The 25145-nt window shown below is 66.0% G+C and carries 27 protein-coding genes; 13 read left to right on the top strand and 14 right to left on the bottom strand.

The genetic code is table 11. The features are described from left to right. Positions 1-70: 70 nt before the first annotated feature. The 5 genes from paaE to paaA are packed head-to-tail and all read right to left on the bottom strand — an operon-like array spanning position 71 to position 2772. Positions 71-241: a 1,2-phenylacetyl-CoA epoxidase subunit PaaE gene (gene paaE / locus ACFEMD_RS21250; RefSeq protein WP_394743267.1), complete on the bottom strand. Its 171-nt coding sequence runs from the start codon at positions 239-241 to the stop codon at positions 71-73. Beyond that, entirely contained in the window at positions 238-657 is a 420-nt protein-coding gene (paaD, locus tag ACFEMD_RS21245; protein WP_394743266.1) for a 1,2-phenylacetyl-CoA epoxidase subunit PaaD, read from the bottom strand. The genes paaE and paaD overlap by 4 nt, the downstream gene beginning before the upstream one ends. Then, a complete protein-coding gene (gene paaC / locus ACFEMD_RS21240) occupies positions 654-1511 on the bottom strand; it encodes a 1,2-phenylacetyl-CoA epoxidase subunit PaaC (protein WP_394743265.1) in 858 nt (285 codons plus the stop codon). The genes paaD and paaC overlap by 4 nt, the downstream gene beginning before the upstream one ends. Further along, entirely contained in the window at positions 1511-1828 is a 318-nt protein-coding gene (gene paaB / locus ACFEMD_RS21235) for a 1,2-phenylacetyl-CoA epoxidase subunit PaaB (RefSeq protein WP_394743264.1), read from the bottom strand. Before paaB ends, paaC begins: the two co-directional genes overlap by 1 nt. A 2-nt stretch (positions 1829-1830) precedes the next feature. Then, on the bottom strand, positions 1831-2772 hold the full coding sequence (gene paaA, locus ACFEMD_RS21230) for a 1,2-phenylacetyl-CoA epoxidase subunit PaaA (RefSeq protein WP_394743263.1): 942 nt from the start codon (positions 2770-2772) through the stop codon (positions 1831-1833). Between the two features lie 96 nt (positions 2773-2868). Here paaA and ACFEMD_RS21225 point away from each other — a divergent pair, with 96 nt between their 5' ends. The 9 genes from ACFEMD_RS21225 (at position 2869) to ACFEMD_RS21185 (ending at position 14317) form a co-directional block, all read left to right on the top strand. Beyond that, positions 2869-3507, top strand: coding sequence for a helix-turn-helix domain-containing protein (locus ACFEMD_RS21225; RefSeq protein ID WP_394743262.1), 639 nt, complete (start codon positions 2869-2871; stop codon positions 3505-3507). Positions 3508-3618: 111 nt separating this feature from the next. After that, complete coding sequence (locus ACFEMD_RS21220; RefSeq protein WP_394743261.1) at positions 3619-4080, top strand: MaoC family dehydratase; 462 nt, start codon at positions 3619-3621, stop codon at positions 4078-4080. Between the two features lie 469 nt (positions 4081-4549). Further along, complete coding sequence (locus ACFEMD_RS21215; protein WP_394743260.1) at positions 4550-5038, top strand: universal stress protein; 489 nt, start codon at positions 4550-4552, stop codon at positions 5036-5038. Between the two features lie 94 nt (positions 5039-5132). After that, the gene (acs, locus tag ACFEMD_RS21210; protein WP_394743259.1) at positions 5133-7109 is read left to right on the top strand and encodes an acetate--CoA ligase; all 1977 of its coding nucleotides are present in this window, start codon (positions 5133-5135) and stop codon (positions 7107-7109) included. 130 nt (positions 7110-7239) lie between these two features. Next, on the top strand, positions 7240-9498 hold the full coding sequence (locus tag ACFEMD_RS21205; protein ID WP_394743258.1) for a bacterio-opsin activator domain-containing protein: 2259 nt from the start codon (positions 7240-7242) through the stop codon (positions 9496-9498). Between the two features lie 260 nt (positions 9499-9758). Next, entirely contained in the window at positions 9759-11729 is a 1971-nt protein-coding gene (acs, locus tag ACFEMD_RS21200; protein WP_394743257.1) for an acetate--CoA ligase, read from the top strand. 61 nt (positions 11730-11790) lie between these two features. Then, positions 11791-12198, top strand: a complete 408-nt coding sequence (locus ACFEMD_RS21195; RefSeq protein WP_005556071.1) for a DUF4212 domain-containing protein — start codon at positions 11791-11793, stop codon at positions 12196-12198. Continuing rightward, positions 12195-13859: a solute symporter family protein gene (locus ACFEMD_RS21190; protein WP_394743256.1), complete on the top strand. Its 1665-nt coding sequence runs from the start codon at positions 12195-12197 to the stop codon at positions 13857-13859. Before ACFEMD_RS21195 ends, ACFEMD_RS21190 begins: the two co-directional genes overlap by 4 nt. Positions 13860-13861: 2 nt before the next feature. Next, positions 13862-14317 carry a universal stress protein gene (locus ACFEMD_RS21185; RefSeq protein ID WP_394743255.1) on the top strand — a complete coding sequence of 152 codons (456 nt, stop codon included), beginning with the start codon at positions 13862-13864 and terminating at the stop codon, positions 14315-14317. Positions 14318-14353: 36 nt separating this feature from the next. Here the strand turns inward: ACFEMD_RS21185 and ACFEMD_RS21180 are convergent, their stop codons facing one another. Further along, complete coding sequence (locus tag ACFEMD_RS21180) at positions 14354-14569, bottom strand: hypothetical protein (RefSeq protein ID WP_005556065.1); 216 nt, start codon at positions 14567-14569, stop codon at positions 14354-14356. A gap of 103 nt (positions 14570-14672) precedes the next feature. On the opposite strand from ACFEMD_RS21180, the gene ACFEMD_RS21175 reads away from it, so the two are divergent. Continuing rightward, positions 14673-15218: a tRNA (cytidine(56)-2'-O)-methyltransferase gene (locus tag ACFEMD_RS21175; protein WP_394743254.1), complete on the top strand. Its 546-nt coding sequence runs from the start codon at positions 14673-14675 to the stop codon at positions 15216-15218. 269 nt (positions 15219-15487) lie between these two features. Here ACFEMD_RS21175 and ACFEMD_RS21170 read toward each other — a convergent pair whose 3' ends face one another. Then, positions 15488-16138, bottom strand: a complete 651-nt coding sequence (locus ACFEMD_RS21170) for a hypothetical protein (protein ID WP_394743253.1) — start codon at positions 16136-16138, stop codon at positions 15488-15490. Positions 16139-16254: 116 nt separating this feature from the next. Between ACFEMD_RS21170 and ACFEMD_RS21165 the strand changes: the two genes are divergently transcribed. From ACFEMD_RS21165 to ACFEMD_RS21155, 3 genes are read left to right on the top strand one after another with little or no spacing between them, the layout of a single operon-like run. Continuing rightward, on the top strand, positions 16255-16779 hold the full coding sequence (locus ACFEMD_RS21165) for a transcription factor TFIIE subunit alpha (protein ID WP_005556060.1): 525 nt from the start codon (positions 16255-16257) through the stop codon (positions 16777-16779). Further along, on the top strand, positions 16779-17468 hold the full coding sequence (locus tag ACFEMD_RS21160; RefSeq protein ID WP_394743252.1) for a DUF2110 family protein: 690 nt from the start codon (positions 16779-16781) through the stop codon (positions 17466-17468). Before ACFEMD_RS21165 ends, ACFEMD_RS21160 begins: the two co-directional genes overlap by 1 nt. Position 17469: 1 nt before the next feature. Beyond that, complete coding sequence (locus ACFEMD_RS21155) at positions 17470-18243, top strand: DUF5803 family protein (protein WP_394743251.1); 774 nt, start codon at positions 17470-17472, stop codon at positions 18241-18243. A gap of 22 nt (positions 18244-18265) precedes the next feature. On the opposite strand, the gene ACFEMD_RS21150 is transcribed toward ACFEMD_RS21155, so the two are convergent. The 7 genes from ACFEMD_RS21150 to ACFEMD_RS21120 are packed head-to-tail and all read right to left on the bottom strand — an operon-like array spanning position 18266 to position 25134. After that, positions 18266-18982 (bottom strand): DUF7289 family protein, encoded by a 717-nt coding sequence (locus ACFEMD_RS21150; protein WP_394743250.1) that lies wholly within the window; start codon positions 18980-18982, stop codon positions 18266-18268. Then, positions 18979-19449: a DUF7266 family protein gene (locus tag ACFEMD_RS21145; protein ID WP_394743249.1), complete on the bottom strand. Its 471-nt coding sequence runs from the start codon at positions 19447-19449 to the stop codon at positions 18979-18981. Before ACFEMD_RS21145 ends, ACFEMD_RS21150 begins: the two co-directional genes overlap by 4 nt. Then, complete coding sequence (locus ACFEMD_RS21140; RefSeq protein WP_394743248.1) at positions 19446-19931, bottom strand: hypothetical protein; 486 nt, start codon at positions 19929-19931, stop codon at positions 19446-19448. The genes ACFEMD_RS21145 and ACFEMD_RS21140 overlap by 4 nt, the downstream gene beginning before the upstream one ends. Continuing rightward, positions 19925-20572 (bottom strand): DUF7288 family protein, encoded by a 648-nt coding sequence (locus tag ACFEMD_RS21135; protein ID WP_394743247.1) that lies wholly within the window; start codon positions 20570-20572, stop codon positions 19925-19927. The genes ACFEMD_RS21140 and ACFEMD_RS21135 overlap by 7 nt, the downstream gene beginning before the upstream one ends. Beyond that, positions 20569-21060: a DUF7287 family protein gene (locus tag ACFEMD_RS21130; RefSeq protein ID WP_394743246.1), complete on the bottom strand. Its 492-nt coding sequence runs from the start codon at positions 21058-21060 to the stop codon at positions 20569-20571. The genes ACFEMD_RS21135 and ACFEMD_RS21130 overlap by 4 nt, the downstream gene beginning before the upstream one ends. A gap of 1 nt (position 21061) precedes the next feature. Beyond that, positions 21062-23080 (bottom strand): type II secretion system F family protein, encoded by a 2019-nt coding sequence (locus ACFEMD_RS21125; RefSeq protein WP_394743245.1) that lies wholly within the window; start codon positions 23078-23080, stop codon positions 21062-21064. Beyond that, positions 23077-25134: a type II/IV secretion system ATPase subunit gene (locus ACFEMD_RS21120; protein ID WP_394743244.1), complete on the bottom strand. Its 2058-nt coding sequence runs from the start codon at positions 25132-25134 to the stop codon at positions 23077-23079. Before ACFEMD_RS21120 ends, ACFEMD_RS21125 begins: the two co-directional genes overlap by 4 nt. Positions 25135-25145: the final 11 nt, after the last annotated feature.

Here is a 25145-nt window from a genome sequence, read left to right as displayed (position 1 = left end):
GTTTTGATCCCCGCTCGTCAGCGAGCGCGTTCGCTCGCGGCTGACGGCTGTAGAAAACGACCGGCGTCCGCTATTCGAACTTCTCGAACGGCTGGTCGCAGGCGTTGCAGTAGTGCATCGACCGGCAGAGCGACGGCCCCTTCGGGTGTTCGCGGACGGTGTCCGTCGACTCGCAGTACGGACACTCCGCGCCCGCGTCCTCGCCGCCGGTCGTGACACTCGGATCTCGGGACCGTCTCATATGCTCAGCCCGAACTCCCGGAGATCGTCTTTCCCTTGTTCGGTTACCATCTCGATCGTCCACTCGGGGCTCCAGACGAGTCGCAGTTCCGCGTCGTCGACGCCCTCGACGTCGGCCGCCGTCTCCTGGACCTGCTCGGTGAGCATGTCCCTGGCTGGACAGCCCGAGTAGGTTAACGTCATGTCGACGACTGCGTGTCCGTCCTCGAGGGTCACGCCGTAGATCAGCCCGAGGTCGACGATGCTGATCGGCATCTCGGGATCCTCGATCTCGTAGAGGGCCTCCCAGACGTCGGCCTCGACGCCCGTGGCGTCCTCGCCGGTCGCCGGCAGCTCTTCGGCGCCCTCGCCCTCGCGGTAGTCGGTGTACGCACACGGCGTCGCGTCGGCGTCCGGATCCGGAATCTCGCTGCTCATTCTGGTTTCTCCATGATTTTGGTGGTGTCGCTGCGCCCGAGGTCGCGATAGGTGTGGGTCAGCTCGTCGTGGAGGTCGGCCCACGCGTCGGTGTGGTTCCCGTCCCGGCCGCGCTTCTCGGGAAGCATCTCCTCGGTGATCTCGAAGGTGTCGTCGTCGACCTGCGGGCTGACCGGCACCTCGAGCTCGAGGGACTCGAGGTAGGGTACCACGATCGAGAGCCACTCCTCGCCCAGCTCCTCGAGCGTCGCGTCGCGGAGTCTCAGCTCGACGATGTCGTTCTCGACGTCGGGATCGACCGGCTCGAACAGCGTCAACGCGTGGGGGAACAGCCGATCGAGGGCGTCCTGCAGGCGCTCGTGACCCCCCTCACCGTCGGCCAGGCGCTCGACCCAGTTCTGGGCGTGCTCTAAGTGGTACCCCTCCTCGCTCTGGATCTTGCCGACGCGATCGGCGATCTTCGGGTACGTCGACTTCTCGAGGGACTCGAGTCGGAGCTCCTCGGCGGCGTCATAGAGGTACGACCGGAGGACGGCGTCGGCCCAGTCGCCCTCCTCGAAGGGGAGTTCGACCAGCGTGGCGTGGCGGAAGTCGGCGGGATCGCGCTCGTAGACCAGTTCCTGCTCCTCGAAACCGAGATCCTCGAGGACGTCGTACCACAGCCGGGCGTGACCCAGCTCGTCCTGGGCGTTGTTCGCCAGCGCGAGATCCGACTCGAGGGTCGGCGCCCGGACCTGCCATTCGGTGTAGCGCTCGGCGAGCACGAACTCGTCGTCGGCCAGCCGCTTGAGCAGCGTCTCGAGGGCCTCGCGCTCGCGGGCCTCGAGCTTCCCTGGGTCTAGGGTCGCCGCCATCAGTCGTCACCCCGCTGTCGCTCGGCGGTGGCCTGTTCGTCCTCGCTTTCGACGACCTCGCGGGCGTCCTCGCCGGTGGTGTTGTAGGCGGTCGCCCAGCGGTAGCTTCTGTCGGTGGCGCCGCCGAAGGCGACGTCTTCGCTGTCGATCTCGCCGATCTCCTCGCGGGGAACGACCCAGAGGCTGTTCGTCGGTTTGCGCCGGCCGTGCTGGATCGCGGCGAACTGTTTGGCCATCTCGCGGTCCGGTGCGTGAACGTTGCCGCAGTGGGTGTGGTACCCACCCGTCTTCTCCTGGCGAAACACTTCCCAGATCATGGTCAGTCGGCCGCCTGCGGCGCGTGGCCGCCGGCGGTTGTGGCGTCGTCCTCGATCGTGTCACGAACCCACTGAACGGCCTCCTGGGCCTGCTTCCGGCCGTTGATCTGTCCGAGTCCGGGCTCGTAGTCGTTTTTAGCGATGGTGAAGAACTCCTCCCAGTCGAGGTCGCTTTCCTCGACGGCGTAGGTGCCGTCGTCGCGCTCGCGAATGCGAGGTTCGTCGGGGATCTCGAGGCCGTGCTTGCGAGCCTTCGGGATGTACTGATCGAGGAAGGCGTCGCGCAGCGCGTCGTTGGACTGCTGTTTGAGCCCCACCGAGGCGGCGAAGTCGTGGTGGGTGCTCTTGTCGTCGGTGGGCCCGAAGAACTGGATGATGCGGGGCCACCACTCCTCGAAGGCCTCCTGGGTCATCCGCTGTTCCTTCCGCGAGCCGGTCATCAGCTCCTTGAGGATGTCCTCGCCGTGTTTGACGTGAAAGCCCTCCTCGAAGCAGACCTTGTCCATCGCGTGGGCGTAGGGCTCCCAGCTCGTTCGACGAAGCGTCGCCTGCCGGCGCATCGCTGCCCCGTCGACGAAAAACGAGATCATCGGAATCTCGACCCAGCTCTTCAGCGGGTAATGAAAACAGTTGAGGAACTTGCCGTCGCCGTTCGCCAGATCCTCGAGCATCTCCCCGCGAGTCTTGACGCCCAGCGACTCGGCGGCACGGTACAGCAACTGGCCGTGGCCGATCTCGTCCTGGACCTTCGCCGAGAACGCCAGCTTCCGGTCGATACTGGGCGCCTGGCGGATGAACGGCCGCTCGAGGTAGGCGCCCATGATCTCGCTGTTGGCGTGGAACTCGATCATCCGCGTCGCGGCCTCCCGGTACTCCCGTGGCAGGTCGTCCGCGGGGCTGAACTCCCGGGGGCCCGCGCGTTCTTTGACTGTATCCAGGTCCATGATCTCATTATAAACTACGACAGTTGCGTCCTTAGCAGTTGACCGCCACATAACGGGGTTTTAAGTATTCGCACAAGTTTTCTAATATACGTTCGCATGATCGACGAGTGTCTCGCCGTGGAGTTCAGGGTTCGAAACGACGACTGCCCGCTCGCGGAGGCGAGTCGCGACGTCGGTGTCGAGATCGACGCGCGAGCGCCCCAGCGGCGCAGCGACGGCTACGACCTTCTGCAGTTCAGTTCGGCGAGGACGGACCGACTCACGGCGCACTTAGACGACGACGATCGGATCTCGTACCTACATGTTTCCCGGACTGACGGCCGTTCGCGATATCGGTGTCTCTCGAAACACCCCTGCGTCGTCCGACGACTCATCGACGGCGGTCTCATCGTCGAGACCCTGCGATACCGCGATGGGGAGGCACGGATCTTCGGCGCGGTCGTCGGCCGCGATGTGCTGAAAGGCGTCATGGAGGCGGCCGGCGAGACCATCGGCGTCAAACTCGAGCGAGTCTACCCTCTCGAATCGGAAGCCACGGAGTCGCCCAGCCAGCGGTGGGAACTCACGCCGGCCCAGGAGGAGTGTCTCCGGACGGCCCTCGAATCGGGCTACTTCGAGATCCCGCGACAGGCCAGTTCCGAGGCGGTCGCCGGCGAACTCGGGATCAGCAAGTCGGCGCTTCTCGAGCGACTCCGCCGGGCCGAGGCGACACTGTTCGAACAGATGTTCTCCTGACTCGAATGACTCGAGAGCCGACCGTCGGTCGATCGAACTCGCGTCGACGGCCCGTTCCGTCGGGCGATTCTCGAAGTAAATTATTTATGCTGTGATTCTGATACGTATCATATGGCGTACAGCTACGAGCCACACTACTTCGAGGACTTCGAGGAAGGACAGACGTTCGAGAGCGTCGGACGCACGGTAACGGAGGCCGACTTCGTCATGCACTCGGCGCTGGCCGGCGACTGGACGGAACTGCACACGAACAAAGAGTACGCCGAGGACAGCGCGTTCGGCGAGCGGATCGCCCACGGTCCGATGACGTTCGTTCAGGCGACCGGGTTCGTCTACCGTACCGGAATCGTCGAACGGACCGCATTCGCGTTCCTCGGGATGAATTACATGGACCTGCCGAACCCGGTCTACATCGGTGACACGCTCTCGCTCGAGATTGAGGTCACCGACGTCAAGGACGCCGGCAGCCGTGACGATGCCGGACTGGTCGTCCTCGACACCGAGATGACCAATCAGGACGGCACTGTGGTCTTTCAGGGCGACATGAAGTTTCTCATCAAAACCAGGGAGTGAGGTGAGGGCGTTCGACTCGAGCTCCATCACTGTCGAGGTGACTGTCATGGGGTACCGCTTCCGGCGACTCAAGAATATAAGATATACGAGTGAATATACGAAATATAAAGAAACTATCTATTAAGCGTATCGTCCCGATATACTCAGAACCGTTACGGAGACCATCATTACCGCCGAAGTAGCTGTATCAACGGCTGTCTGCTGTAATTTTCCTGATTTTGCTCTTAGTTGTGTCCTCGAGCGCTATCACCCACTTATACGCTAGAGCGCTACTGAAGCGAGAACGCGCACTACATACAATATATGATATAAATATAAATATAACATGATATGCGTCCATACTCGAGCGTGCGTTCGGTCCTGTATCGATTCGTTCCCGTGGACATCGGCCGCCGAACACCTTCGTTCGACGCCGGGAGGACTGCTCGAGACCGAACATTTACCTCCACCGTCAGTGTGGGTAGGCGTAATGTCACTGCTCGTTCCGTTCGACGGTTCGGTGCTTGCGAGGAAGGCGCTCGAGCGCGCTTCGACGTTCGGAGACCTCCTCGAGGAAGACGTGGTCGCCCTGACGGTCGTTCCCGACGACGAGGAGTACGCCCGGAATCGGGGCTGGATCGGAGAGGGTGAGCCGTTCGATCCCGAGGCGATCGCTTCGGGAATGCAGCGACGCGTCGCGGACATCGCACCGGAGGCGACGTTCCGCGTCGAGCGCGTCAGTTCCGACGAGCCGACCGCGACCGCGACGACGAACGTCGTCCGGGAGATCAAACGGATCGCCGCCGAGATCGGCGCCAGCGTCGTCTTCATCGGCTCGGAGAACGCGGGATCGGTGATCTCTCCGCAGTCGAGCGTCGGGAGTCCCGTCGCGAACGACCACCGGTACGACGTCTACGTCGTTCGCCACTCCGAGGCCGAGATCGGCAACGTCGAGGACATCGACTCCGTGCGCTCGTAGCGGCGTGGTGACACTGCGCCGATCCCGAATGCCGCTCGAGGACGACGATCGGAGGAACGTTTATTCGACTGAGCGACCTCGGGTCAACTAAGACATGGTCGACCGCAACGGGTGGGACGCCGACGCGTCGGTGTCGGCGGGACCATCCCACGACCCGCCCGCGTCGTTCGTCGAACAGGCGAACGTGACCGAGGAGGGCGTCTACGACGCGTTCGAGACGGAGTGGCCCGACTGCTGGGAGCGAGCAGCGGACCTGCTGTCGTGGGAGCGGGAGTACGACACGGTTCTCGAGGCCGACGACGCCCCGTTTTACGAGTGGTTCTCGGGTGGTCGGCTCAACGCCTCGTACAACTGTTTGGATCGTCACCTCGAGGCCGGACGGAAGACTCACGCGGCGATCCGATGGGAGGGCAAGCGCGGCGAGCGCGAGACCTACACCTACCAGGATCTGGCGACGGCGGTAAACGAGTTCGCGGCGACACTGCTGGATCTCGGGGTCGAGGAGGACGACATCGTCACGCTGTACCTGCCGATGATCCCCGAGTTGCCGATCGCGATGCTCGCCTGCGCGCGGATCGGCGCGCCCCACTCGGTCGTCTTCGCGGGACTGTCTGCCGACGCGCTCGCGACCCGGATGGACGCCGCCGACAGCGAGTTCCTGGTGACCTGTGACGGCTACTACCGCCGCGGGGACGCGTTCAACCAGAAGAGCAAGGCCGACAACGCCCTGATTTCCCTCGACCAGGACGTCGAGACCGTCGTCGTCGACCGCCTCGGCGACGACCTTCCCCACGTGCTCGGCGAGCGGGAGCACGACTACGACGAGCTGGTCGCGGCCCACGCCGGCGAGACCGTCGAGCCGGTCACCCGAGATGCCGAGGACATGCTGTTTCTGATGTACACCTCCGGCACGACGGGCGAACCCAAGGGCGTTGTTCACACGACGGGCGGCTACCTCGCCCACGTCGCCTGGACCTCGCGGGCGGTGCTCGACGTCAAACCCGAGGACACCTACTGGTGTGCGGCCGACATCGGCTGGATCACGGGCCACTCCTACATCGTCTACGGCCCCCTCGCGCTGGGGACGACGACGATCATGTACGAGGGCACCCCCGACTACCCCGACCGGGACCGCCTGTGGGAGATCGTCGACCGGAACGCGGTCGACGTCTTCTACACCGCGCCGACCGCGATCCGGGCGTTCATGAAGTGGGGCGAGGAGTACCCTTCGAAACACGATCTGTCCTCGCTGCGCCTGCTGGGAACGGTCGGCGAGGCGATCAGCGCCCGTCCGTGGAACTGGTACCGGGACCACATCGGCGGCGGCGAGGCACCGATCGTCGACACCTGGTGGCAGACCGAGACCGGTGCGATCACCGTCTCGACGCTACCCGGCGTCGACGAGATGAAACCCGGCTCGGCCGGCCCCTCCCTGCCGGGGATCGACGCGCGCGTCGTCGACGCAGAGGGCGACCGCGTCGATCCCGGCGAGACGGGCTACCTGATCATCGCCCGTCCGTGGCCCGGGATGGCCCGCACGCTGTACGACGGCGACGAGCGGTACCGCTCGGAGTACTGGAGCCAGTTCGCCGAGCCCGAGAACGATCGGTGGTGGTACTTCAGCGGCGACGCGGCGACGGTCGACGAGGACGGCTACATCACCGTCATGGGTCGGGTCGACGACGTCATCAACGTCGCCGGACGGCGGCTGAGCACGATGGAGATCGAGGGGGCGATCACCGGCGTCGATGGGGTCGTCGAGGCCGCCGTCGTCGGCCGCTCGAGCGAGGCCGACGGAACCGAGGTCTGTGCCTACGTGAGTACGGAGGCCGACTGCGATCCTGACGGCGACCTCCGCGACCGAATCGTCGAGAGCATCGAGTCCTCGATCGGTCCGATCGCCACCCCTGGGTCGGTCGTCTTCACGCCCGAACTTCCCAAGACCCGCTCGGGCAAGATCATGCGTCGCCTGCTCGAGGACGTTGCGAACGGCAACCAGCTGGGCGATACGAGCGCGCTCCGCAACCCCGAGATCGTCGGGGAGATCCAGACCGAGGTACAGACCGAGTAGTACGCTTCGCGAACGCGACGTTTGCGAAACGTGGAAGTTCCCCTCTTTCGATCGCCATCCCGGTGAGTAACCGGCGCCTACTCGGCCCGTGTCGATACAGTTATTTTCGCCGACTCAGAATACCCGAAGCGTGAGTCTCGAGGAGCCCGAGCCCGCCGCCGTCTCTCGCGAGCAGTACGAGTCGCTTCTCGACGCCGCCGAGACCTACCGTGAGGCGCTGGTCGTCCGCTGTTGCGGGGAGGTCGGTCTCCGTCCGGCCGAACTGACGCGGGTGACGATCGGCGCCATCGACCAGGTGCGGACCGATCCCCCCCGGTATCTGCTCCGCCTCCCCGAGTCGCGAGTTGCGTACCTGCCGACCGGGGTCGAGCGGGAGCTACGACGGTACGCGCGGAGCAACGGGCTCTTGAGCGACGACCCGGTGTTCTCGGTCTCGACGCGGCGGCTGCAGATGCTCGTAACCGAGGTCGCAGCGCGGGCAAGCGAGCGGTTCGACGAGCCTGCGCTCGAGGACGTTTCGACGGACGGTCTCCGGCGGTACTTCCTCGAAACCGCGCTGACCGATCACGAGATCAACCCGCTGGTCGTCAAGCGCGTCGGCGGCTGGGGGAGCTTCGAGGCCCTCGAATCCTACCTGCCGAGCCCGACCGATGCGGAGATCGTCGACGAGTTCGCCGCGGTCGAAACGGGCTCGAGCGCTCGCTCCGGGAACAGAGCTTCGGTAAGCGACAGCAGCGTCGTTCGATCGCTGCTCGGGGCGAGCGAGCGCTGCGCGCTGGTTCGCCTCGACGCCGATGGCTACGTCGACCGCTGGAACCGGAGCGCGGAGTCGGTCTTTGGCTACCGCGCGGGCGAGATCGTCGGCACCCACGTCTCGACGCTGTACGCCGAGGAGGCAGTCGAGCGGGGTCGGCCCGACCAGACGCTGACCCGGGCCCTCGAGGAGTCGGGCTACGAGGCCGAGGGCTGGCGCGTCCGCAGGGACGGAAGCCGGTTTCGCGCGACCGAGATCGTCACGCCGCTGCGCGACGATCGACACCGGCTACAGGGGTTCGCGCTGCTGGTTTACGACGTCTCGGAGTACCACGACCGCCTCGAGGAGGTTCGCTCGGACCGCGAGATGCTCGAGCAGGTGTACGACGTCGCTACCCGCCACCGGGCGTTGACGGACGCGTTGCTCGAGGCCACGAGCCACGAGGCGGTCGAAGCCGCGACCTGTCAGGCCCTTACCGAGGGACGTACCTACGACGTCGCCTGGATCGATCGGACGACCCACTCGGACCGCCACGGAAACTGGCGAACGGCCAGCGGTCTCGAGGCCGAGCGCGTCGATCGGCTCGTTCCCGAGGACTGGAGCGAGCCCCACCCCTCGGCTCCGGATCGAGAGCCCAGCTCTCGCGGTGACGGGGTGGATTCCGGGACCGCGCTCTCGAGGAGTGACGAATCGACCGTCAGCATCCCGGAGACGGCCGACGCGCGGTCGGTTTCGGTCGTGACGAACGTCGAGGCGACGCTCGGGGACGACGCCGGGAGCTTCGAGGGCCGCGTCGCGGTCGTTCCGCTGTGGTACGGTGACACGGTGTACGGACGACTATCGGTCGCGACCGAACGGACGGAAGCGTTCGGCGAGGCCGAACGGGCGTGGCTCGAGACGATCGGCCGCCAGGTCGGGTACGCGATCGCCGCGATCCGCCGGCGAAACCTCCTGCTGTCGGATCGCGTAGTCGAACTCGAGTTCGTCTGCCGAGACGAGAGCTCGTTCTTCGTCGAGACGACGCGGCGGCTCGACTGTCGGTTCCAGCTGGACTCGCTCGTCCCGCTCTCGGACTCGACGCAGCTGTACTACGTCCGCCTCGAGGGCGCGTCGCCGGCCGAGGTCTTCGAGCGCGCCGAGGCCGATCCGGGGATCAGCGACTGCCGACTTATCGAGACCTACGAGGACGCCTGTCGGCTCGAGTTCGTGGTCGAGGGCTCCTCGCCGACGCTGACGCTGACCGAGTACGGCGTCACCGTCTGCGAGGCGCGCTTCGAGGGGGGCACCGCAACGATCACGGCCGAGTGTGCGGCCGACGCCGACATCCGGACGATCGTCGCCGGGCTGCGGTCGGCGTTTCCCGACTCCGAACTGGCCGGAAAGCGCGAGACCGAACGGCCGGTTCAGACCGGTCGGGAGTTCCGGGAGGGGTTAGAGGAGCGACTGACCGACCGCCAGGAGGCCGCGCTGCGGGCCGCCTACTCCGGAGGATACTACGACTGGCCTCGCGAGAGCACGGCCGAGGAGATCGCCGACGCGATGGGCGTCTCCTCGCCGACGCTGCACAGCCACCTCCGGAAGGGCCAACACGAGCTGTTGCGGACGTTCTTTGACGACCCGTCGGGCGAGGAGTAGTCGGATCGACGAACGACGAACGGGCTCACGGCACAAACCTAGGTCCTTAGTGTCGGCCGCCGTTCGTCGCCCACCTGCCGACGGCGCGCCTCGGTGGTCGTCGTCGCGCGACCGAATCGGATCGATGACGGTCACGATTTCCGGCCGATATCGTCTCGACTAGTTAGACCGCTGTCACTGGTTCCCCCGGAATTCGGGGCTCGTTTTGTACAACTAGAGGCAGGCTTTACTATGGCTGTTGTATACTGAGTGGTTGTACCATGTCACAGGACGACGTCAGTCTGGAGGCGCGGCTCGAGGAGCAGGATACCTTCGAGCCGCCCGAATCGTTCGTCGAACAGGCGAACGTAACGGACGAGGGGATCTACGAGGAGTTCGAGGAGAACTGGCCGGAGTGTTGGGAGGGGGCAGCCGACCTGCTCTCCTGGGAGCAGGAGTACGACACCGTCCTCGACGAGGGGGACGCGCCGTTCTACGAGTGGTTCGGCGGCGGCAAACTCAACGCCTCTTACAACTGCATCGACCGGCACGTCGAGTCGGGTGACGGCGATCGAACCGCCGTCGAGTGGGAGGGCGAACTCGGCGAGACCCGTTCGTACAGCTACAAGGAACTCTTAGAGGAGGTTCAGGCTGTCGCCGCGACGTTCCGTGACCTCGGTGTCGAGGAGGACGACGTCGTCACGCTGTACATGCCGATGATTCCGGAACTGACGATCGCGATGCTTGCCTGTGCGCGGATCGGCGCACCCCACTCGGTCGTCTTCGCGGGCTTCTCCGCCGACGCGCTCGCGACGCGGATGAACTCCGCGGACAGCGAGTACCTCGTCACCGCCGACGGCTACTACCGCCGCGGCGACGCGCTCGATCACATCTCGAAGACGAACGAGGGCCTCGAGGACGTCGACCACGAGACGACGACCGTCGTCGTCGACCGCCTCGGCGACGACCTGGACCACTCGCTCGAGGACGGCCAGCACGACTACGAGGAACTGGTCGACGAGAACCGCGGCGAGACCGTCGAGCCCGTGACTCGAGACGCCGAGGACATGCTGTTCTTGATGTACACCTCGGGGACGACGGGCCAGCCCAAGGGCGTCAAACACACGACCGCGGGCTACCTGGCGTACACCGCCTGGACCTCCGAGGCGGTGCTCGACCTGGAGCCCGGCGACACCTACTGGTGTTCGGCCGACATCGGCTGGATTACGGGCCACTCCTACATCGTCTACGGCCCCCTCGCGCTGGGGACGACGACGGTGATGTACGAGGGAACCCCCGATTACCCGGAGAAAGACCGGTTCTGGGAGATCGTCGAGAAGAACGAGGTCGACGTCTTCTACACGGCACCGACGGCCATTCGAGCGTTCATGAAGTGGGGCAAGGAGTACCCGGAGAAACACGATCTCTCCTCGCTGCGCCTGCTGGGAACGGTCGGCGAGCCGATCAATCCGCGGGCCTGGAAGTGGTACTACACGCACATCGGCAACGAGGAGTGTCCGATCGTCGACACCTGGTGGCAGACCGAAACCGGCGGCCACATGATCACCACGCTGCCGGGCGTCAACGACATGAAACCCGGCTCCGCCGGTCCGGGACTCCCCGGCGTCGACACGCGAATCGTCGACGCACAGGGTGACGAAGTCAGTGCCGGCGAGGCCGGCTACCTCACCGTTCAGAAGCCCTGGCCCGGTATGCTCCGGACGCTGTATCAGAACGACGATCGGTTCATCGAGGAGTACTGGGAGGAGTACTCCGACCCCGATGCCGACGAATGGGTGTACTTCCCCGAGGACGGCGCGAAGATCGACGAGGACGATTACATCACCGTCCTCGGTCGGGTCGACGACGTGATCAACGTCTCCGGCCACCGGCTGGGGACGATGGAGATCGAGAGCGCGATCGTCGGCGTCGAGGGCGTCGCCGAGGCTGCGGTCGTCGGCGGCGACCACGACGTGAAAGGCGAGGCCGTCTACGCCTACGTCATCACCGAGGACGGCTACGAGGGCGACGACGAACTCTCCGAGCAGATCGTCGAGGGCGTCGTCGACGCGATCGGCCCGATCGCGAAACCAGAGGAGGTCGTCTTCACGCCCGAACTCCCGAAGACCCGTTCGGGCAAGATCATGCGCCGCCTGCTCGAGGACATCGCGAGCGGAAACGAACTCGGTAACACGTCGACGCTTCGCAACCCCGAGGTCGTCGACGAGATTGCGGAGCAGGTGCAGGACTAAGCGTCCTGTCTTCCTTTCGAAACAACTCACAAACCACGACACGACACGTGAACGCGCTAATATGACAGAGAATACCACTCAAGACACCGACGACGCCGTCGAAACCGACGGCGGGGTCAAGACCGAGGAGTACCTCGATAAGGAGATAAACATCTTCAAACCAGCGACACCGTTTATGCGGGATCACCTGAAGGTGATCTGGCTGTCGTTTCTCGCCTGGATCCTCGTCGTCTTTGGCCCAACGACCGCAACCTTCCTCGCACCGGATCTGATGACCGAGACGACGATCCTCAACGGCTTCCCGCTGCACTTCGTCCTGACGGCGATCTTTACGCCGCTGGCGGCACTCTTGCTGTCTGTCGGCTACGCGATGCAGCGCGACCGGCTCGACACGAAGTACGGCATCTCTCACGAGACCGAAGAGGAGACCGACTCCGGCACCGTCGCTGCCGACGGAGGTAACGAATGATCGAAGCGATCGACCCGATCGTCATGCAGGAGACGGCGCTGGACGTCGGCGACTTCAAGCTGCTTCCGGCGCTGACCGTCGTCGCGATGCTGGTGTTGTTCCTTGCCGTCGGCTACTTGTTCCGCGTCGCCGCGGTCGACGAGCTGTGGGTCGCCGGCCGCTCGATCGGCTCGATCGAGAACGGGATGGCGATCGGCGCCAACTGGATGAGCGCCGCCTCCTATCTCGGCGTCGCCTCCCTGATCGCCCTCTCGGGCTACTTCGGGCTGGCGTACGTCGTCGGCTGGACGACGGGGTATTTCATCCTGCTGATCTTCCTGGCCGCGCAGTTCCGCCGGTTCGGGAAGTACACCGCACCCGACTTCGTCGGCGACCGGTTCTACTCCGACTGGGCACGCGGTATCGCGGCGTTTACCACGCTCGCCATCGCGTTTACCTACGCCATCGGTCAGGCCAGCGGGATGGGGCTGATGGCCCAGTACATCTTCGGCATCTCCTACGAGGCCGGCGTCATCGGGCTGATGGCCGTCACCATCGCCTACGTCGCCCTCTCGGGGATGCTCGGCACGACGAAGAACATGGCGATCCAGTACACCATCCTGATCATCGCCTTCACGCTCGGTCTGTACGCCGTCGGCTGGACCGAGGGATGGTCGACGGTGCTGCCCTACCTCGAGGCCGGACCGCAGGTCGCCGAGGCGGCGAGCATCGAGGCGCAGTTCGTCGAGCCGTTCGCGGCGGCGGGCTACTACGGCTGGATCGCGCTCGCGTTCAGCCTGATCGTCGGCACCTGTGGACTCCCGCACGTGCTGGTTCGGTTCTACACGGTCGACAACGAGCGGACGGCCCGCTGGTCGACCGTCTGGGGCCTGTTCTTCATCTGCCTGCTGTACTGGGGAACGGCCACCTACGCGGCGTTCGGCGGCCTGCTGTACGATCGCGAGGTGACCGGCGGTGACGGGTTCGCACAGATGCTCGGCGTCGAGGCCGACGCGCTCGTCGTCCTTACGACGCAGCTCGCGGGCCTCCCCGAGTGGCTGGTCGGACTGGTCGCCGCGGGCGCCGTCGCGGCGGCGCTTGCGACCACCGCCGGCCTGTTCATCACCGCCTCCTCGGCGGCCGCACACGACATCTACACGAACCTCTACAAGGAGAACGCGACCCAGCGCGAACAGATGCTCGTCGGTCGCTTGACGATCGTCGGGATCGGTATCCTCGTGGCGCTGATCGGACTCAACCCACCGGCGCTGATCGGCGAACTCGTCGCGATGTCGTTCGCGATCGCCGGCACCGTGTTCTTCCCCGTGTTCTTCCTCGGACTCTGGTGGGAGAACACGACCCGGGAGGGCGCACTGGCCGGGATGCTCACGGGCATCGCGCTCTCGTTCGGCGCGATCCTCAACGACACTGCGATCCCGATGTACACGGGCTACGAGGAGGCCGTTATTCCCGCAGTCGCAACGTGGCTGCCAGGGACCTCCTCGGCCCTCGTCGGCGTTCCGGTGGTGTTCGCCGTGATCATCGTCGTCTCGCTGGTCACCGACGAGCCGCCACAGGACGTCAAGCGCCTCGTTCGACAGTGTCACAGTCCCGAACCGATGAGCAAGATGGAATCGGCCGAAGACGCCGCAGCTGACGGCGGTACCCCCGCAGACGACTAACCATGTACGATACGATACTCGTCCCGACCGACGGAAGCGACACCGCCGAATACGCGGTCGAACACGCGATCGAGCTCGCCGAAAAGTACGGCGCCGACGTCCACGCGCTGTACGTCGTCGACACGAGCGCGATCGACGTCAGCCTGGGCACCGAGCAGGTCGATCGCATCCAGCAGGGCAAGTTCGGCGACATGCCCGAACTCGAGCAGCGAGCCAACGAGGCGACGGGCGTCGTCGCGGCGAAAGCCGAGGCCCACGACATCGACGTCACAGAGGCGGTCGTCGCCGGACAGCCACACAAGCAGATCAGCAACTACGCGGCGGACAACGACGTCGACTTGATCGTAATGGGGTCGGCCGGTCGCAGCGGCGTCCGGCGAGCACTGCTCGGCAGCGTCGCCGAGCGGACGCTGCGCTCGACGACGGTTCCGGTGTTGGTCGTCGACAGAGAGGACTGACCCGCCGGCGGCTCCGCCACGTTCCGTTTTCCGCTCTCACTGTTCGTTCGACGCCACCTCGAGACTCGTGACGAACCCGAAGTACGCGACGATCCCTGCGAGCATGAACATGTAGTACGCCCAGGTCGGCCCCTCGAGGACCCGGAAGATGATCTCGACCATCGTCACCCAGCTGACGGCGAAGACCAGGTCGACGAAGATCCCCCACCGCTGTTCGCGCGCGTTCTCGAGCCACTCGCCGAAGTTCGTCATCGGGTGGACGGTTCCGTCGGCGCGTCGAAAAGCCTGCCGCTGTCCCGCCGACTCCCGCTGACGAAGCGAAACCCCCTAACCCCGGCCGGGACTGAACCTCGATATGAACGAGACAGCCGAGGTCGCCGTCCTCCGGCTCGGTCACCGCCCCGGCCGGGACGAGCGGATGACGACCCACGTCGGGCTGACGGCGCGTGCGCTCGGGGCCGACCGCGTCTGGATCCCCGACAACGCCGGCCAGTCCCTCGAGACCGTCGCCGACATCACCGACCGCTTCGGCGGCCCCTTCGAGGCCGAACTGACCGATTCGCCACAGGCGCTGATCCGGAACTGGGAGGGTCGAGTCGTCCATCTCACGATGTACGGCGAGCGGATCCAGGACGTCGAGAGCGAGATCCGTTCGGCCCGAGAGGACGACGGGGAGCCGCTGCTGGTCGTCGTCGGCTCCGAGAAGGTACCGTTCGACGTCTACGAGGCTGCCGACTGGAACGTCGGCGTCACTAACCAGCCCCACTCCGAGGTAGCAGGCCTCGCAGTGTTTCTCGATCGGCTGTTCGAGGGCCGTGAACTCGAGCGCGAGTGGGAAGATGCGGATCGCGAGGTAATTCCCATGGAGACGGGCAAGCGCGTCGAGTCGCTCGAGGATTAGAGCAGTCCCGATCCCCAGAGAATCGTCAGTACGGAGCCGACAATTCCGAGCAGTCCGGCGATACGTCCCTTCCGAGCGTCGTCCATACGATCGGCATCGCTACCGGAACGGCATATGTTTTCTCCGAGGTGTGGCGAAATATAATCCACTGTGGCACGGCAGCAGAACGACACCGCCGCTCGAGGTGGTCGTCTGGACTCACAAGGGAGCGAATACGGTAATTTTACGCTTACAACGCGCAATACAACGCCTCCGAGCCGCGGATAATTTCAACGGGGAACGACCGACCGGAACAGGCGAAGGGGACGAAGCAGCCGAGCACCGACCAGCCGTACTACCGCACCGACACCGGTCTCGGACTCGTCGAGGGCGTACCCCGTGCCGACCCGCTCGATCGGCCCCGAGTCGCCGACGGTCTCGAGGACGCGCTCGAAGTCCTCGTCGGGCAGCCCCGTTCGATCCTGCAGTTCCGTACGCGACAGCGGCCCGTCGGCCTCCCGAAGCTCCTGAAGGACCGCCCAGCCGTGGGCCGAGACGAGGTAGTACTCGTTTTCCGAAATATCGTCGTCGGGTTCGCTCGAGCGGTCGATCCCGAGACAGAGGTCGTACAGCGAGTCGAGACAGAGCCACGCAGCGACGGCGGCGAGGACGCCGAGGACGACGGAGCCGTCGTCGACCGCCAGGAACGCGAACACGACTCCGCCGACCACGCCGAGGACGGCTCCGGCGGCGGCGTCCGGATAGCCACGCGTGGTACAGACGGCCCTGAGCGCGTCGAGGGCGACGAGTCCCGCCGGAATCGCGACCACCGACCCGGCCGAGAGATCCGCCAGCGCGTAGAAGACGACGAGTACGGCCGTCACTCCGGCGATCCCCACCGGATCGAGCTCGTCGCCCAGCGCCGCTCGAAACGACGTCATCGTTCGGTCGAACGTCATATCAACCTATATACCTTTGTGATCCTCGAGCGGAGGCTGTCGGTTCGGCACGTCGTCGCTCAAAAGACTTAATGGCCACATCGCGCTACGTGTAGGCAATGGCTTTTGAGGACCTGCTCGAGGATCCGGTCATCCAGAAGTACTTGCACGAGCTGGTCGGTCCCACGGGGATGCCCGTTGCGGCGGCGCCGCCGGACGGGGAAGTGACCGACGAGGAGCTTGCCGAGGAGTTGGATCTCGAGTTGAACGACGTCCGGCGCGCGCTGTTTATTCTCTACGAGAACGACCTCGCCAGCTACCGCCGGCTGCGCGACGAGGACTCGGGCTGGCTGACTTACCTCTGGACCTTCGAGTACGACAACATCCCGGAGAACCTAGAGGAAGAGATGTACCGGCTCCACGACGCCCTCGAGGACCGACGGGAGTACGAGCGCAACCACGAGTTCTACCTCTGTGAGATCTGTTCGATCCGCTTCGAGTTCGGCGAGGCGATGGACTTCGGCTTCGAGTGTCCCGAGTGTGGCTCGCCGGTCGAATCGATGGACAACAACCGCCTGGTCGACGCGATGGACGACCGCCTCGACGACCTCGAGGACGAACTGAACATCGACGCGGACGCCTGATGGTCGTACTCGCAACCAAACTCTACGTCGAAGGCGACGCCCGCGAACGCTCGCTTGACTCGTTGCGGTCGCTGATCGGCAACGAGATCGGTGAGCTCGACGCCGCGTTCGACCTCTCGATCCGAGAGGACGACTTCCCCGAAGTCAGCGTCGAGGGCGAGGACGCCGTCGTCGCCGAGAACGTCCTCCGCGAGGAGTTCGGCGAGATCGTCCCCGAACTCGAGCCCGGCGAGACCTACGTCGGCACGCTCGACTCCTGGAGCGACGAGGGTTTCGTCCTCGACGCCGGACGACCGGTCGAGATCCCGACCGACGAGCTCGGGCTCGGCCCCGGCTCGCCGACCCAGATCCGCGAGCGCTACGGCCTCGTCCAGCACCTGCCGATGCGGTTCGTCTACGGCGGCGAGCGATCCGATGGCGAGGGCGACCCCTCGCGGCTGGCCGACGAGGAACAGGACCGCCTCTACGAGTGGACCCGCGGCGACGGCCGGCTCAACGTCAACAGCGCCACGCGCGCCGAGGTCCGGGCGACGCTCAACCGCGCGGGCCACGCCCAGGACTACGTCACCGTCGAGCGACTCGGCTTGCTCGAGCAGAGCGTGATCTGTACCGAGGGCACCGATCCCCCGGGCCTGGTCGCGAGCGTCGGCGAGTACCTCCCCGCGGAGCTGCGATGTGTCGTTCCCTAGCATGAATCGGCGGCTCGCTCTCGCGGTGATCGCGGTCGCGTTGCTGGCGACGACGGCCGGCTGTTCGGCGATCTTCGGCGGCATCTCCGACGAGGAACTCGACCGCGAGCAGGAGTACGACGATCTGCAGGACAGCGACGCCGACGTCGCCGTCGACATCGAGGGCGGCACCGTCCTCACCAGCGGCGAGTTCCGTGCGGTGTACGACCTCAACGAGACCGATGAGCTCTCGCTGTACCGCTCGAGTTTCTACACCGAGGACGCACTCGACATCCACAGCGTCCGCTACTGGTACCCCAACGGGACAGAGGTAACGGGCTCGGATCTCGAGATCGATCAGGGTCGCTCGAGCACCGAGGTCGAGGTGCCGGACGGGAACGGCACGCTCGCGTTCTCGGGTAGCGCCGGCAGCCGAACCTTCCAGCTCCCGGCCTACGTCCACGGCTCCTACGAGGTGACCCTCTCGGAGGGGTACCGGACCTCGAACTTCCTGTTCGGCGACGTGAACCCCGGCGGGTACGAACGCGAGGTCGTCGACGACCGCGAGCGGCTGGTCTGGGACGAGGTCGACAGCACGATCTCGCTGCGCTACTACCTCACCCGAGACATTCCGCTGTTCGCCGGCCTCGTCGGGACCGTCGTCCTGCTCGGCGGCGCCGCGATGGCCTACTACTACCGGAAGGTCCAGAAGCTGAAAGAACAGCGCGAGGAGATGGGACTGGACGTCGAGATCGACGACGACTCTGACGACGGACCGCCGCCGGGGATGAAGTAGCCCAACTGTTCTCCCCTTCAGCTCAGCTCTCGAGCGAGACCGTCGTGACGGTCAGTCGCACCCGATCCGGATCGCAGTCCGCCCACTCGTTCTCCAGTTGTTCCCAGGCTCGTTCGTGATCGGTCTCGACGGCCGTTATCGTGACGCTGTCCTCGACGTCGACCGTCCGACTCGAGCGCTCGACGACGCGCGCGGTTACTGCAACCTGTCCACCGGTGTGAACCGACCGCTCGTCCGGCTCGATACGGACGAGCGAAACGATTGCCCGCTCCTCGCGACAGGTCGCCGTCGGCTGGCGGCGGAGCTGACCCCCCGCCTCGTCGCTCCGAACCACGGCGCCGCCGTCGTACGCAACCGTCTCCGAACCCGACCGGTACGAGAACGTTCCGAGTTCGATCGTTCCCTCATCGGCGACGGGGTCGCCGTCGACGGCGACCTCGAGTTCGGTTCCTCCCTGGTCGACGACAAGCGTCCCGTCGCCGGCCGGCAGCGCGGCCGTTCGACCCTCGAGCCCGTCGTAGCGGGCGAGTTCGCCGAGATCGGTCGCGAGGTCGGTCATTCCCCGTTCGGCCGTTCGAAGCTCCTCGGCCTCCCGTTGGTCATCGAGCAACTCGAATCCCGCGACCGAGAGGACCGCGACCGATCCCAGCACGATCCCGAGGACGAGCACGAACGAGAGCACCGCCGAGACCCCGCGATCTCCCGTGGAGTCGTCCCACGCCGTTCGCTCCCGGCTCATCGGTCGTCCCTCTCGAGCGTGACTCGATCGTCCTCGACGACGATCTCGATCGGTCCTCCCGAAACGGTGTTCGACTCGAGGTCGGCTGTGGCCGAAATCGGGACGTAGGCGATCGCGTCGACGGTATGTGCGGACAATCGGAGACAGTTTTCGTCGCTCGCAGCTTCGGGGCAGTCTCCTCGGGCTTCGACGGCGTAGCCGGTTCCCGCGACCGCTCGTGCGGCGTCGACACGGGCGACCGCTTCGGCGCCCTCGCCGTCGGCGAGGCGATCCGCGGTTTCGATCTCGCCGGCCAGCTCCTGTCCTACCGTCTCGAGGGAGCGCTCGGCGGCCCGTTCGGTTTCGGCCTCGAGGACGGCCCCGGCGCCCGCCAGCAGGACCGCGAGCAGCGCAGCCGAGATCCCGAGCGCGAGGACGTGCGTGACGGCCATCGTGACGCCCCGGTCCGTAGTGTCGTCGTCGATCACGGCTCGTCCTCCGGACAGCCCGCCTCGATCGTTCGCGTTCGTTCGGCACGGTGATCTGCGGACGCCGTGGTCACGCGGACGGTCGCGCTCTCCAGTTCGTTCGCGCCGTCGGCACGGTCGAGGCCGACACCTTCGAGTTCGACGTCGACCACTGTCGCGCTCGAGTGTACGCGGGCGTCCCGGTACCGGTCGGCGAACGCCTCGACGTCGTCGTGAACGGCGGACTCGACCTCTCCCTCCTCCGTCTCCGTCCGTTCGTTCGCGCTCTCGAGCAGACAGCCGACCCCTCGCTCGAGCTCCGCTTCGACGACGGCCTGTTCGCCGGCGTCGACGCCTGTCTCGGTCGTTAATCCGGCCTCGAGCGCCCCGATTGTGGCGACGATCCCGAACATGACGACCGCCAGCGCGATCGCACCGAGGACGACCATCTGGCCTCGTTTCTGCGGGGCTCGCTCGCTCGGACGGTTGGACTCGTCTACCATACGGTCACGCGTACCTCCACGAGAGCGTAGACCGTCCCGGCGTCATCTGCCGGTGCGATCGGATACCCCTGATCCTCGTACGCTTGCTCGAGTCCGATTCGGTTCCCCTCCGTGGTGAGACGATCATCCTCGTGAAGCGTCACGACGTAGCTCGCGGTGACGGCTTCGGCCGACGGCGACCCCTGATCGACCAGCATCGCCCCCTCGCTCCTCTCGTCGGCGACGATCTCGACGTTGTAGCGACGATCTTCGGCCCCGAATCGCGCCTCGAGGATCGCACCGAGCGTCGACCGCTCGGCGAAGGCGTCGGGGCCGTACGTTCGCTCGTCGTCCCCGTCGGCGGGCGGTCGATCCGTGCCGTAGAACGCGCTCTCGCCCGCCTCGGCGTCGTCGGCCCACGTCGACGCATCGTCGTGCCAGCTCCGAACCGTCGCGGAGAGGTCGCCCTCGCCGGCGGCGACGACGAGCGCATCTCGGATTTCCTGTTGAAGCTGGGACTGCGTCGCTCGGTCCGGATCCTCCGTCGCCGGCGCGACGACCGCCGACTGCGCCGCGACGAGGAACGCGACCAGCAGGATCGTCGCGGCGATCGTTCCCTCGAGGGCGTACGCCTGGCCTCTGGAACTGTCGCTTCCGATCATTTCCACACCCTCACGACGAGTCGGGACGCGGGTTCGTCCGCTCCCGACTCGAGTTCGAACGACCCATCGAGCGCGACGATCCGACCCGAACTCGCCGCGGGCTGGTCCTCGTACGGCGTCGTTTCCGCTTCGAGAACGGGCGTCTCGTCCGCGCGCTCGAGGGTCGTTCCGTCGAGTCGCTCGAGGCGCACGCTGACCTCGTCGGTCGGGCCGCCCTCGAGTCCGGACCGGTGGCCGATCCCGTCGGCTCCGAGTTCATCGACGAGCCGATCCCCGTCGAGTTCGTTGTGGGTGGCGAACTCCGCGACGAGTCGATCCGCGATCCGGTCGGCCTGCCCTTGTTCGGCGTCCCCGACGGGATCGGCCGGCGTCGCGACCGACGGGATCGCGGCGAAGACGAGCGCGACCGCCAGCAGAAAGACGCCGATCCCGACGACGAAGTCCTGGGTCGTCTGGCCGCGTGCGCCCGGTAGAGATGCGTGACCCACGCTATATCACCACCGCCCAGCCGACGAGCGCGACCGTCGCCAGCGCGAGGGCGTACTTCAGCCCGCTCAGGAGGTCGGCGTTCCGGATGTACCCACAGAGCGTGCCGGAGATGACCGCCTGCAGGACCACCGCGTGAAACAGCAAGAGGCTTAGCGCGTCGGGCGGGACCGCCCCGCCGGACGCCGAGTCGGCGGGGGCTCCCGGCGTCGCGATCCCGCCGCCGGCCATCGCGTCGAGGAACTGCGTCTCGAGGATCGCGATCACGGCGAACACCGTCAGGAACGTCATGACGATGATGACGACCTGCATCCGGGTCCGGGATCGTCGCTCGCGTTCAAGCTCGTCGTGGACCTCGCTCGTTCGAGCGGCGGTTCGGAGGACGGCCGAGATCCGGTTCGACGCCGCCTGGCTCTCGGCGATCAGTCGCACCGTCCGGGTCAAACGCGGGATCCGGTAGGCGTTCGCGAACTCGACGAGCGCGCGCCGCAGGCTCGTTCCGTATCGGACCTTCGCTCGGATCCGTTCGAGCTCTCGACTCAGCTTCCCGGTACCCGTTCCCGCGACCGATTCGATCGACTCGAGCGGTGTCAGCCCCGTCTCGTTCGCACTCGAGAGCTTCCACAGCTCCTCTGAGAGGGTCCCAGTGACGGCCGCGCGGCGGCGTCTGTTCCACTCGGCGGCGACGGCGAGGGGACCGCCGACGACGTACAGCGGGACGTACGCGTAGACGACCGTCGTTCGAAGCGGGCGCTCGAGTACGCCAGCCCGGTCGGTCGGTACCGAACCACTCGCTACCGCGACCGCGACGACGATAAGCGACGAGGGAACGGTGAGCGCGAGCGTGTACGACGGGTTGTCCCGAAAGAAGCGGTGGGGGCGTCGCAGTATCCTCAGCGCTCGATGGGTCGCCTCTCGAGACCCGATCCGATCGAAGACGGCGTACGTTCCGGCGAGCTCTTCGACGGGTCTGCCGCCGGACGAGGCGCGTTCCTCGCCGTTCCGAACGCGGTCGCCGTCGGTTCCGAGCGAGAGCGTTCCGCCGCCGGGGTCATCGTGCTTGACGGTCGAGATCAGGACGAGGAAGGCGACCCCGATCAGGGGAAGCAACGCGTACACGGTCAGGTACAGCATCTCGGGCGGAACCGTCGCGTTCGGCAACAGCTGCACGACGACGGTGACGATGAGCAACAACAGCGGGAACAACGAGAGCGTCATGTACAGCTCGCCGAACAGCTCGAGCGTCTCGAGGGTGCGTTCCTGCTCCTGTCTCGCCGTTCGTGCGTGTTTTCGCCGCTTCTCCTCGAGGAACCGCTCCGTGTCGCCCCCGCTATCGACGACCGAGAGCAGGTCCGTCAGGAACTGGCTCAGCTCGTCGCTGGGCGTCTCTCGGGCTCGCCGTCCGATCGCCGTTCGGTAGTCGATATCGAGAGCCGTCGCCTCGGCGTGGACGGTTCGAAACTCCCGGGCGACCTCCCCGTAGGCGTCGTCCGCTCGGGCCATCGCCTCGACGATCTCGAGGCGGTCGAGTCCGCCGATCGACAGGGCGTACATGAACGAGACGGCGTCGGGAAGCAGCGCGTCGATCTCGCGTCGCCGCGCCGAGGCGCGCGCGTGGGGGATCGCGACGAGCGAGCCGAACCCGCCCAGAAACCCCAGCGTGCCGAACGCGAGACCGGTGGTCGCGACGAGCACCGGGAGCCTGAGCGCCTCGAGCAGCGCGAGGATCGTCGGGTTCGGAACGTGGACGCCGAACGGTTCGCCGACGTCGACGAACCCGGTCCCGAACAGCCCGTATCCGACGATCGAACCCAGAATCGTGAGGCACACGCCGGCGACGGCGCCGGTTCCGATCGCCCGCGAGAGGTAGAGTTCGACGGTGTCGTCGATCCGGGCCTGCGCGAGCGTCCGCTCGAGGCGGGTGACGAACCGATCGTCCTCGTCGAAAATACGCGCGTACACCGGGTAGAAGCGGTCGCCGAGCGCGGTCGTTCTCGGGAGGCGTTCGGCCCCGAAACTCATTCTGGCGCTCCGGCTCGATACCGCTGGAACAGCGACTTCTCGGCTCGCTCGAGTACGTCCGCTGCCGTCCGCTCCGTTCGAGCCGACGGCTCCGGCCGGGCGGCGCGCGCCTCGGTCTCCGGATCGACGTCGATCGAGACGCTCTCGAGGTTCCGGAGCGCCGGCAAACGGGATTCCAGCTCGCCGTTTGCGACGAGTGAGAGGACCCTCGGCGGATCGTTCATAAACGCCTGCACCGCCGCGGCGACGTCGGCGTAGCCGTCGATCCCGTTCTCGACGAGGTACGCGAGCACGACCCGCCGTTCGAACAGCGCCCGCTCGAGGCGCTCCTCGCTCCAGCCCCGGTCGAACGCGATCTCCTCGAGCACGCTCGAGGCGCCGACCCGGCGGAACGCGTCGGTTTCGGCCCGCCACCGGTAGACGTCGCTAATGTTGATCTCGTCGCGTTCGGCGTCGTATCGGTTGATCTCGGTCAGCGTTCGGTTCCGGCGGACCGTCCGCCCGTCGACGCTAGTCTGGGTCTGGATCGCGACCAGATCCAGCGCCGTAAACATCGTCTTCGAGACGTCGATCGGCGCCGTCGTGAACCGCCGCAACACCTCGTCCACCGAGTCCGCGTGAAACGTCGTATGGGTGGTATGACCCGTCGACATCATCTGAAACAGCGTCCGCCCTTCCTCACCGCGAACCTCACCCATCAGAAGGTGATCCGGTCGCTGGCGCAGCGTCGCCTCGAGCAGGTCGAACTCGTCGACTTCGTTCCCTCCGTCGGCGAACGACGGCCGAGTGACGCTTGCGATCCAGTTGCGCTGTGGCAACTCGAGTTCGCGGGTGTCTTCGATCGAGACGACCTTCGTGCTCGAGGGGATGAACAGCGAGATGGCGTTGAGTGTCGTCGTCTTCCCCGAGGCCGTCCCGCCGGCAACCAGCAGGCTCTTGCGGTTCTCGATGGCGAGCCAGAGCAGCGCCATCTGCTCGAGGGAGAAGGTGTGCCAGTTGACGAGGTCGATCGGCGTGAACGGGACGTCCGTGAACTGCCGGATCGTATAGTTGGTGCCGCGGTCGGCGACCTCCCGCCCGAGGGTAAGCTGGGCCCGCGAGCCGTCGGGCAGGGTCGCGTCGACCTGTGGGCGCCGCTTGCTGATCCCGGCGCCGGATCGCTGGGCGAGCGTGACGACGAACTCGTCGAGCTCGCCCATCCCGTGGCGGACGTTCGTGACCAGCTGTCCGTGGTCGGCGTGATAGACGAACGCGGGCGACTCGTAACCGTTACACGAGATGTCCTCGACCGCGCTGTCGCGTTTGATCCCGTCGATGCGCTCGTAGCCGACGAAGTCGCGCGTGAGGTAGTACCGCAGCCGTTCGACCTGCCGGTCGTTCAGGGTCTCCGGGTCCGACGCGAGGATCGCCCGTTCGGGACGGACGCCGTCGCTTCCGGCTTCGTCGGCACCGCCGTCGCCGTCGTCCTCGCTCGCTCCGAACAGACTCGCGACCGTCCCGAGCAGTCCGTCGCTCCCGCGGGCTGGTTTCCGAACGAGGTCGTACCGCTCGAGCAGCGTCCGTAGCTGCGCCTCGACGACCGCGCGTCGATCGGTCTCGTCGACGCCGGGAGGGCCCTCGTCGGCGTAGCTGATCGTGGTCCGGAGCTTGTCCGCGAGAAACGTCCGCAACTCGCGCTCGATTGGAGTCAGAAGCGGCTCAACGAGGTAGTACTTCCGCTCGTTCTCTCGCACCGAGCGGAAGACGACGACGAAAGCGTAGGGTTCGTTCACCCAGTACCGCTCGAGTTCCTCGAGGTGGGGTTTCTCGCTTTCAGGGACGGCCCGCTCGAGGTCGTACCGGGTTGCGACCGTCGGCGTTCCGTCCGCCCTCATAAAAAACGCGTCCTCCTCGAGGCCCGCTCTGACGGTCAGGGTCCGATCGTCGACGAGAGCCTCGAGTTCGGCTCCGGCCCGGGAGCCGCTCGAGAGCCGTCGCTCGAGGACGGCGCCGTCCTCGGGCTCGTCGCTCGGACGCCGACGTCGACCGGCGGCCCCGATGTCGTCGGTGTACATCGTCCGGGCCT

Origin of the sequence: Natronococcus roseus (genome assembly GCF_043677095.1) — an archaeon.
Lineage (GTDB): Archaea > Halobacteriota > Halobacteria > Halobacteriales > Natrialbaceae > Natronococcus > Natronococcus roseus.
This window is presented reverse-complemented; position numbering and strand designations above follow the sequence as displayed.

Bases quoted from the DNA above. Each gene is read 5' to 3' on its own strand.
- paaE (WP_394743267.1), bottom strand. From the start codon at position 241: ATGAGACGGTCCCGAGATCCGAGTGTCACGACCGGCGGCGAGGACGCG.
- paaD (WP_394743266.1), bottom strand. From the start codon at position 657: ATGAGCAGCGAGATTCCGGATCCGGACGCCGACGCGACGCCGTGTGCG.
- paaC (WP_394743265.1), bottom strand. From the start codon at position 1,511: ATGGCGGCGACCCTAGACCCAGGGAAGCTCGAGGCCCGCGAGCGCGAG.
- paaB (WP_394743264.1), bottom strand. From the start codon at position 1,828: ATGATCTGGGAAGTGTTTCGCCAGGAGAAGACGGGTGGGTACCACACC.
- paaA (WP_394743263.1), bottom strand. From the start codon at position 2,772: ATGGACCTGGATACAGTCAAAGAACGCGCGGGCCCCCGGGAGTTCAGC.
- ACFEMD_RS21225 (WP_394743262.1), top strand. From the start codon at position 2,869: ATGATCGACGAGTGTCTCGCCGTGGAGTTCAGGGTTCGAAACGACGAC.
- ACFEMD_RS21220 (WP_394743261.1), top strand. From the start codon at position 3,619: ATGGCGTACAGCTACGAGCCACACTACTTCGAGGACTTCGAGGAAGGA.
- ACFEMD_RS21215 (WP_394743260.1), top strand. From the start codon at position 4,550: ATGTCACTGCTCGTTCCGTTCGACGGTTCGGTGCTTGCGAGGAAGGCG.
- acs (WP_394743259.1), top strand. From the start codon at position 5,133: ATGGTCGACCGCAACGGGTGGGACGCCGACGCGTCGGTGTCGGCGGGA.
- acs (WP_394743257.1), top strand. From the start codon at position 9,759: ATGTCACAGGACGACGTCAGTCTGGAGGCGCGGCTCGAGGAGCAGGAT.
- ACFEMD_RS21195 (WP_005556071.1), top strand. From the start codon at position 11,791: ATGACAGAGAATACCACTCAAGACACCGACGACGCCGTCGAAACCGAC.
- ACFEMD_RS21190 (WP_394743256.1), top strand. From the start codon at position 12,195: ATGATCGAAGCGATCGACCCGATCGTCATGCAGGAGACGGCGCTGGAC.
- ACFEMD_RS21185 (WP_394743255.1), top strand. From the start codon at position 13,862: ATGTACGATACGATACTCGTCCCGACCGACGGAAGCGACACCGCCGAA.
- ACFEMD_RS21180 (WP_005556065.1), bottom strand. From the start codon at position 14,569: ATGACGAACTTCGGCGAGTGGCTCGAGAACGCGCGCGAACAGCGGTGG.
- ACFEMD_RS21175 (WP_394743254.1), top strand. From the start codon at position 14,673: ATGAACGAGACAGCCGAGGTCGCCGTCCTCCGGCTCGGTCACCGCCCC.
- ACFEMD_RS21170 (WP_394743253.1), bottom strand. From the start codon at position 16,138: ATGACGTCGTTTCGAGCGGCGCTGGGCGACGAGCTCGATCCGGTGGGG.
- ACFEMD_RS21165 (WP_005556060.1), top strand. From the start codon at position 16,255: ATGGCTTTTGAGGACCTGCTCGAGGATCCGGTCATCCAGAAGTACTTG.
- ACFEMD_RS21160 (WP_394743252.1), top strand. From the start codon at position 16,779: ATGGTCGTACTCGCAACCAAACTCTACGTCGAAGGCGACGCCCGCGAA.
- ACFEMD_RS21155 (WP_394743251.1), top strand. From the start codon at position 17,470: ATGAATCGGCGGCTCGCTCTCGCGGTGATCGCGGTCGCGTTGCTGGCG.
- ACFEMD_RS21150 (WP_394743250.1), bottom strand. From the start codon at position 18,982: ATGAGCCGGGAGCGAACGGCGTGGGACGACTCCACGGGAGATCGCGGG.
- ACFEMD_RS21140 (WP_394743248.1), bottom strand. From the start codon at position 19,931: ATGGTAGACGAGTCCAACCGTCCGAGCGAGCGAGCCCCGCAGAAACGA.
- ACFEMD_RS21135 (WP_394743247.1), bottom strand. From the start codon at position 20,572: ATGATCGGAAGCGACAGTTCCAGAGGCCAGGCGTACGCCCTCGAGGGA.
- ACFEMD_RS21125 (WP_394743245.1), bottom strand. From the start codon at position 23,080: ATGAGTTTCGGGGCCGAACGCCTCCCGAGAACGACCGCGCTCGGCGAC.
- ACFEMD_RS21120 (WP_394743244.1), bottom strand. From the start codon at position 25,134: ATGTACACCGACGACATCGGGGCCGCCGGTCGACGTCGGCGTCCGAGC.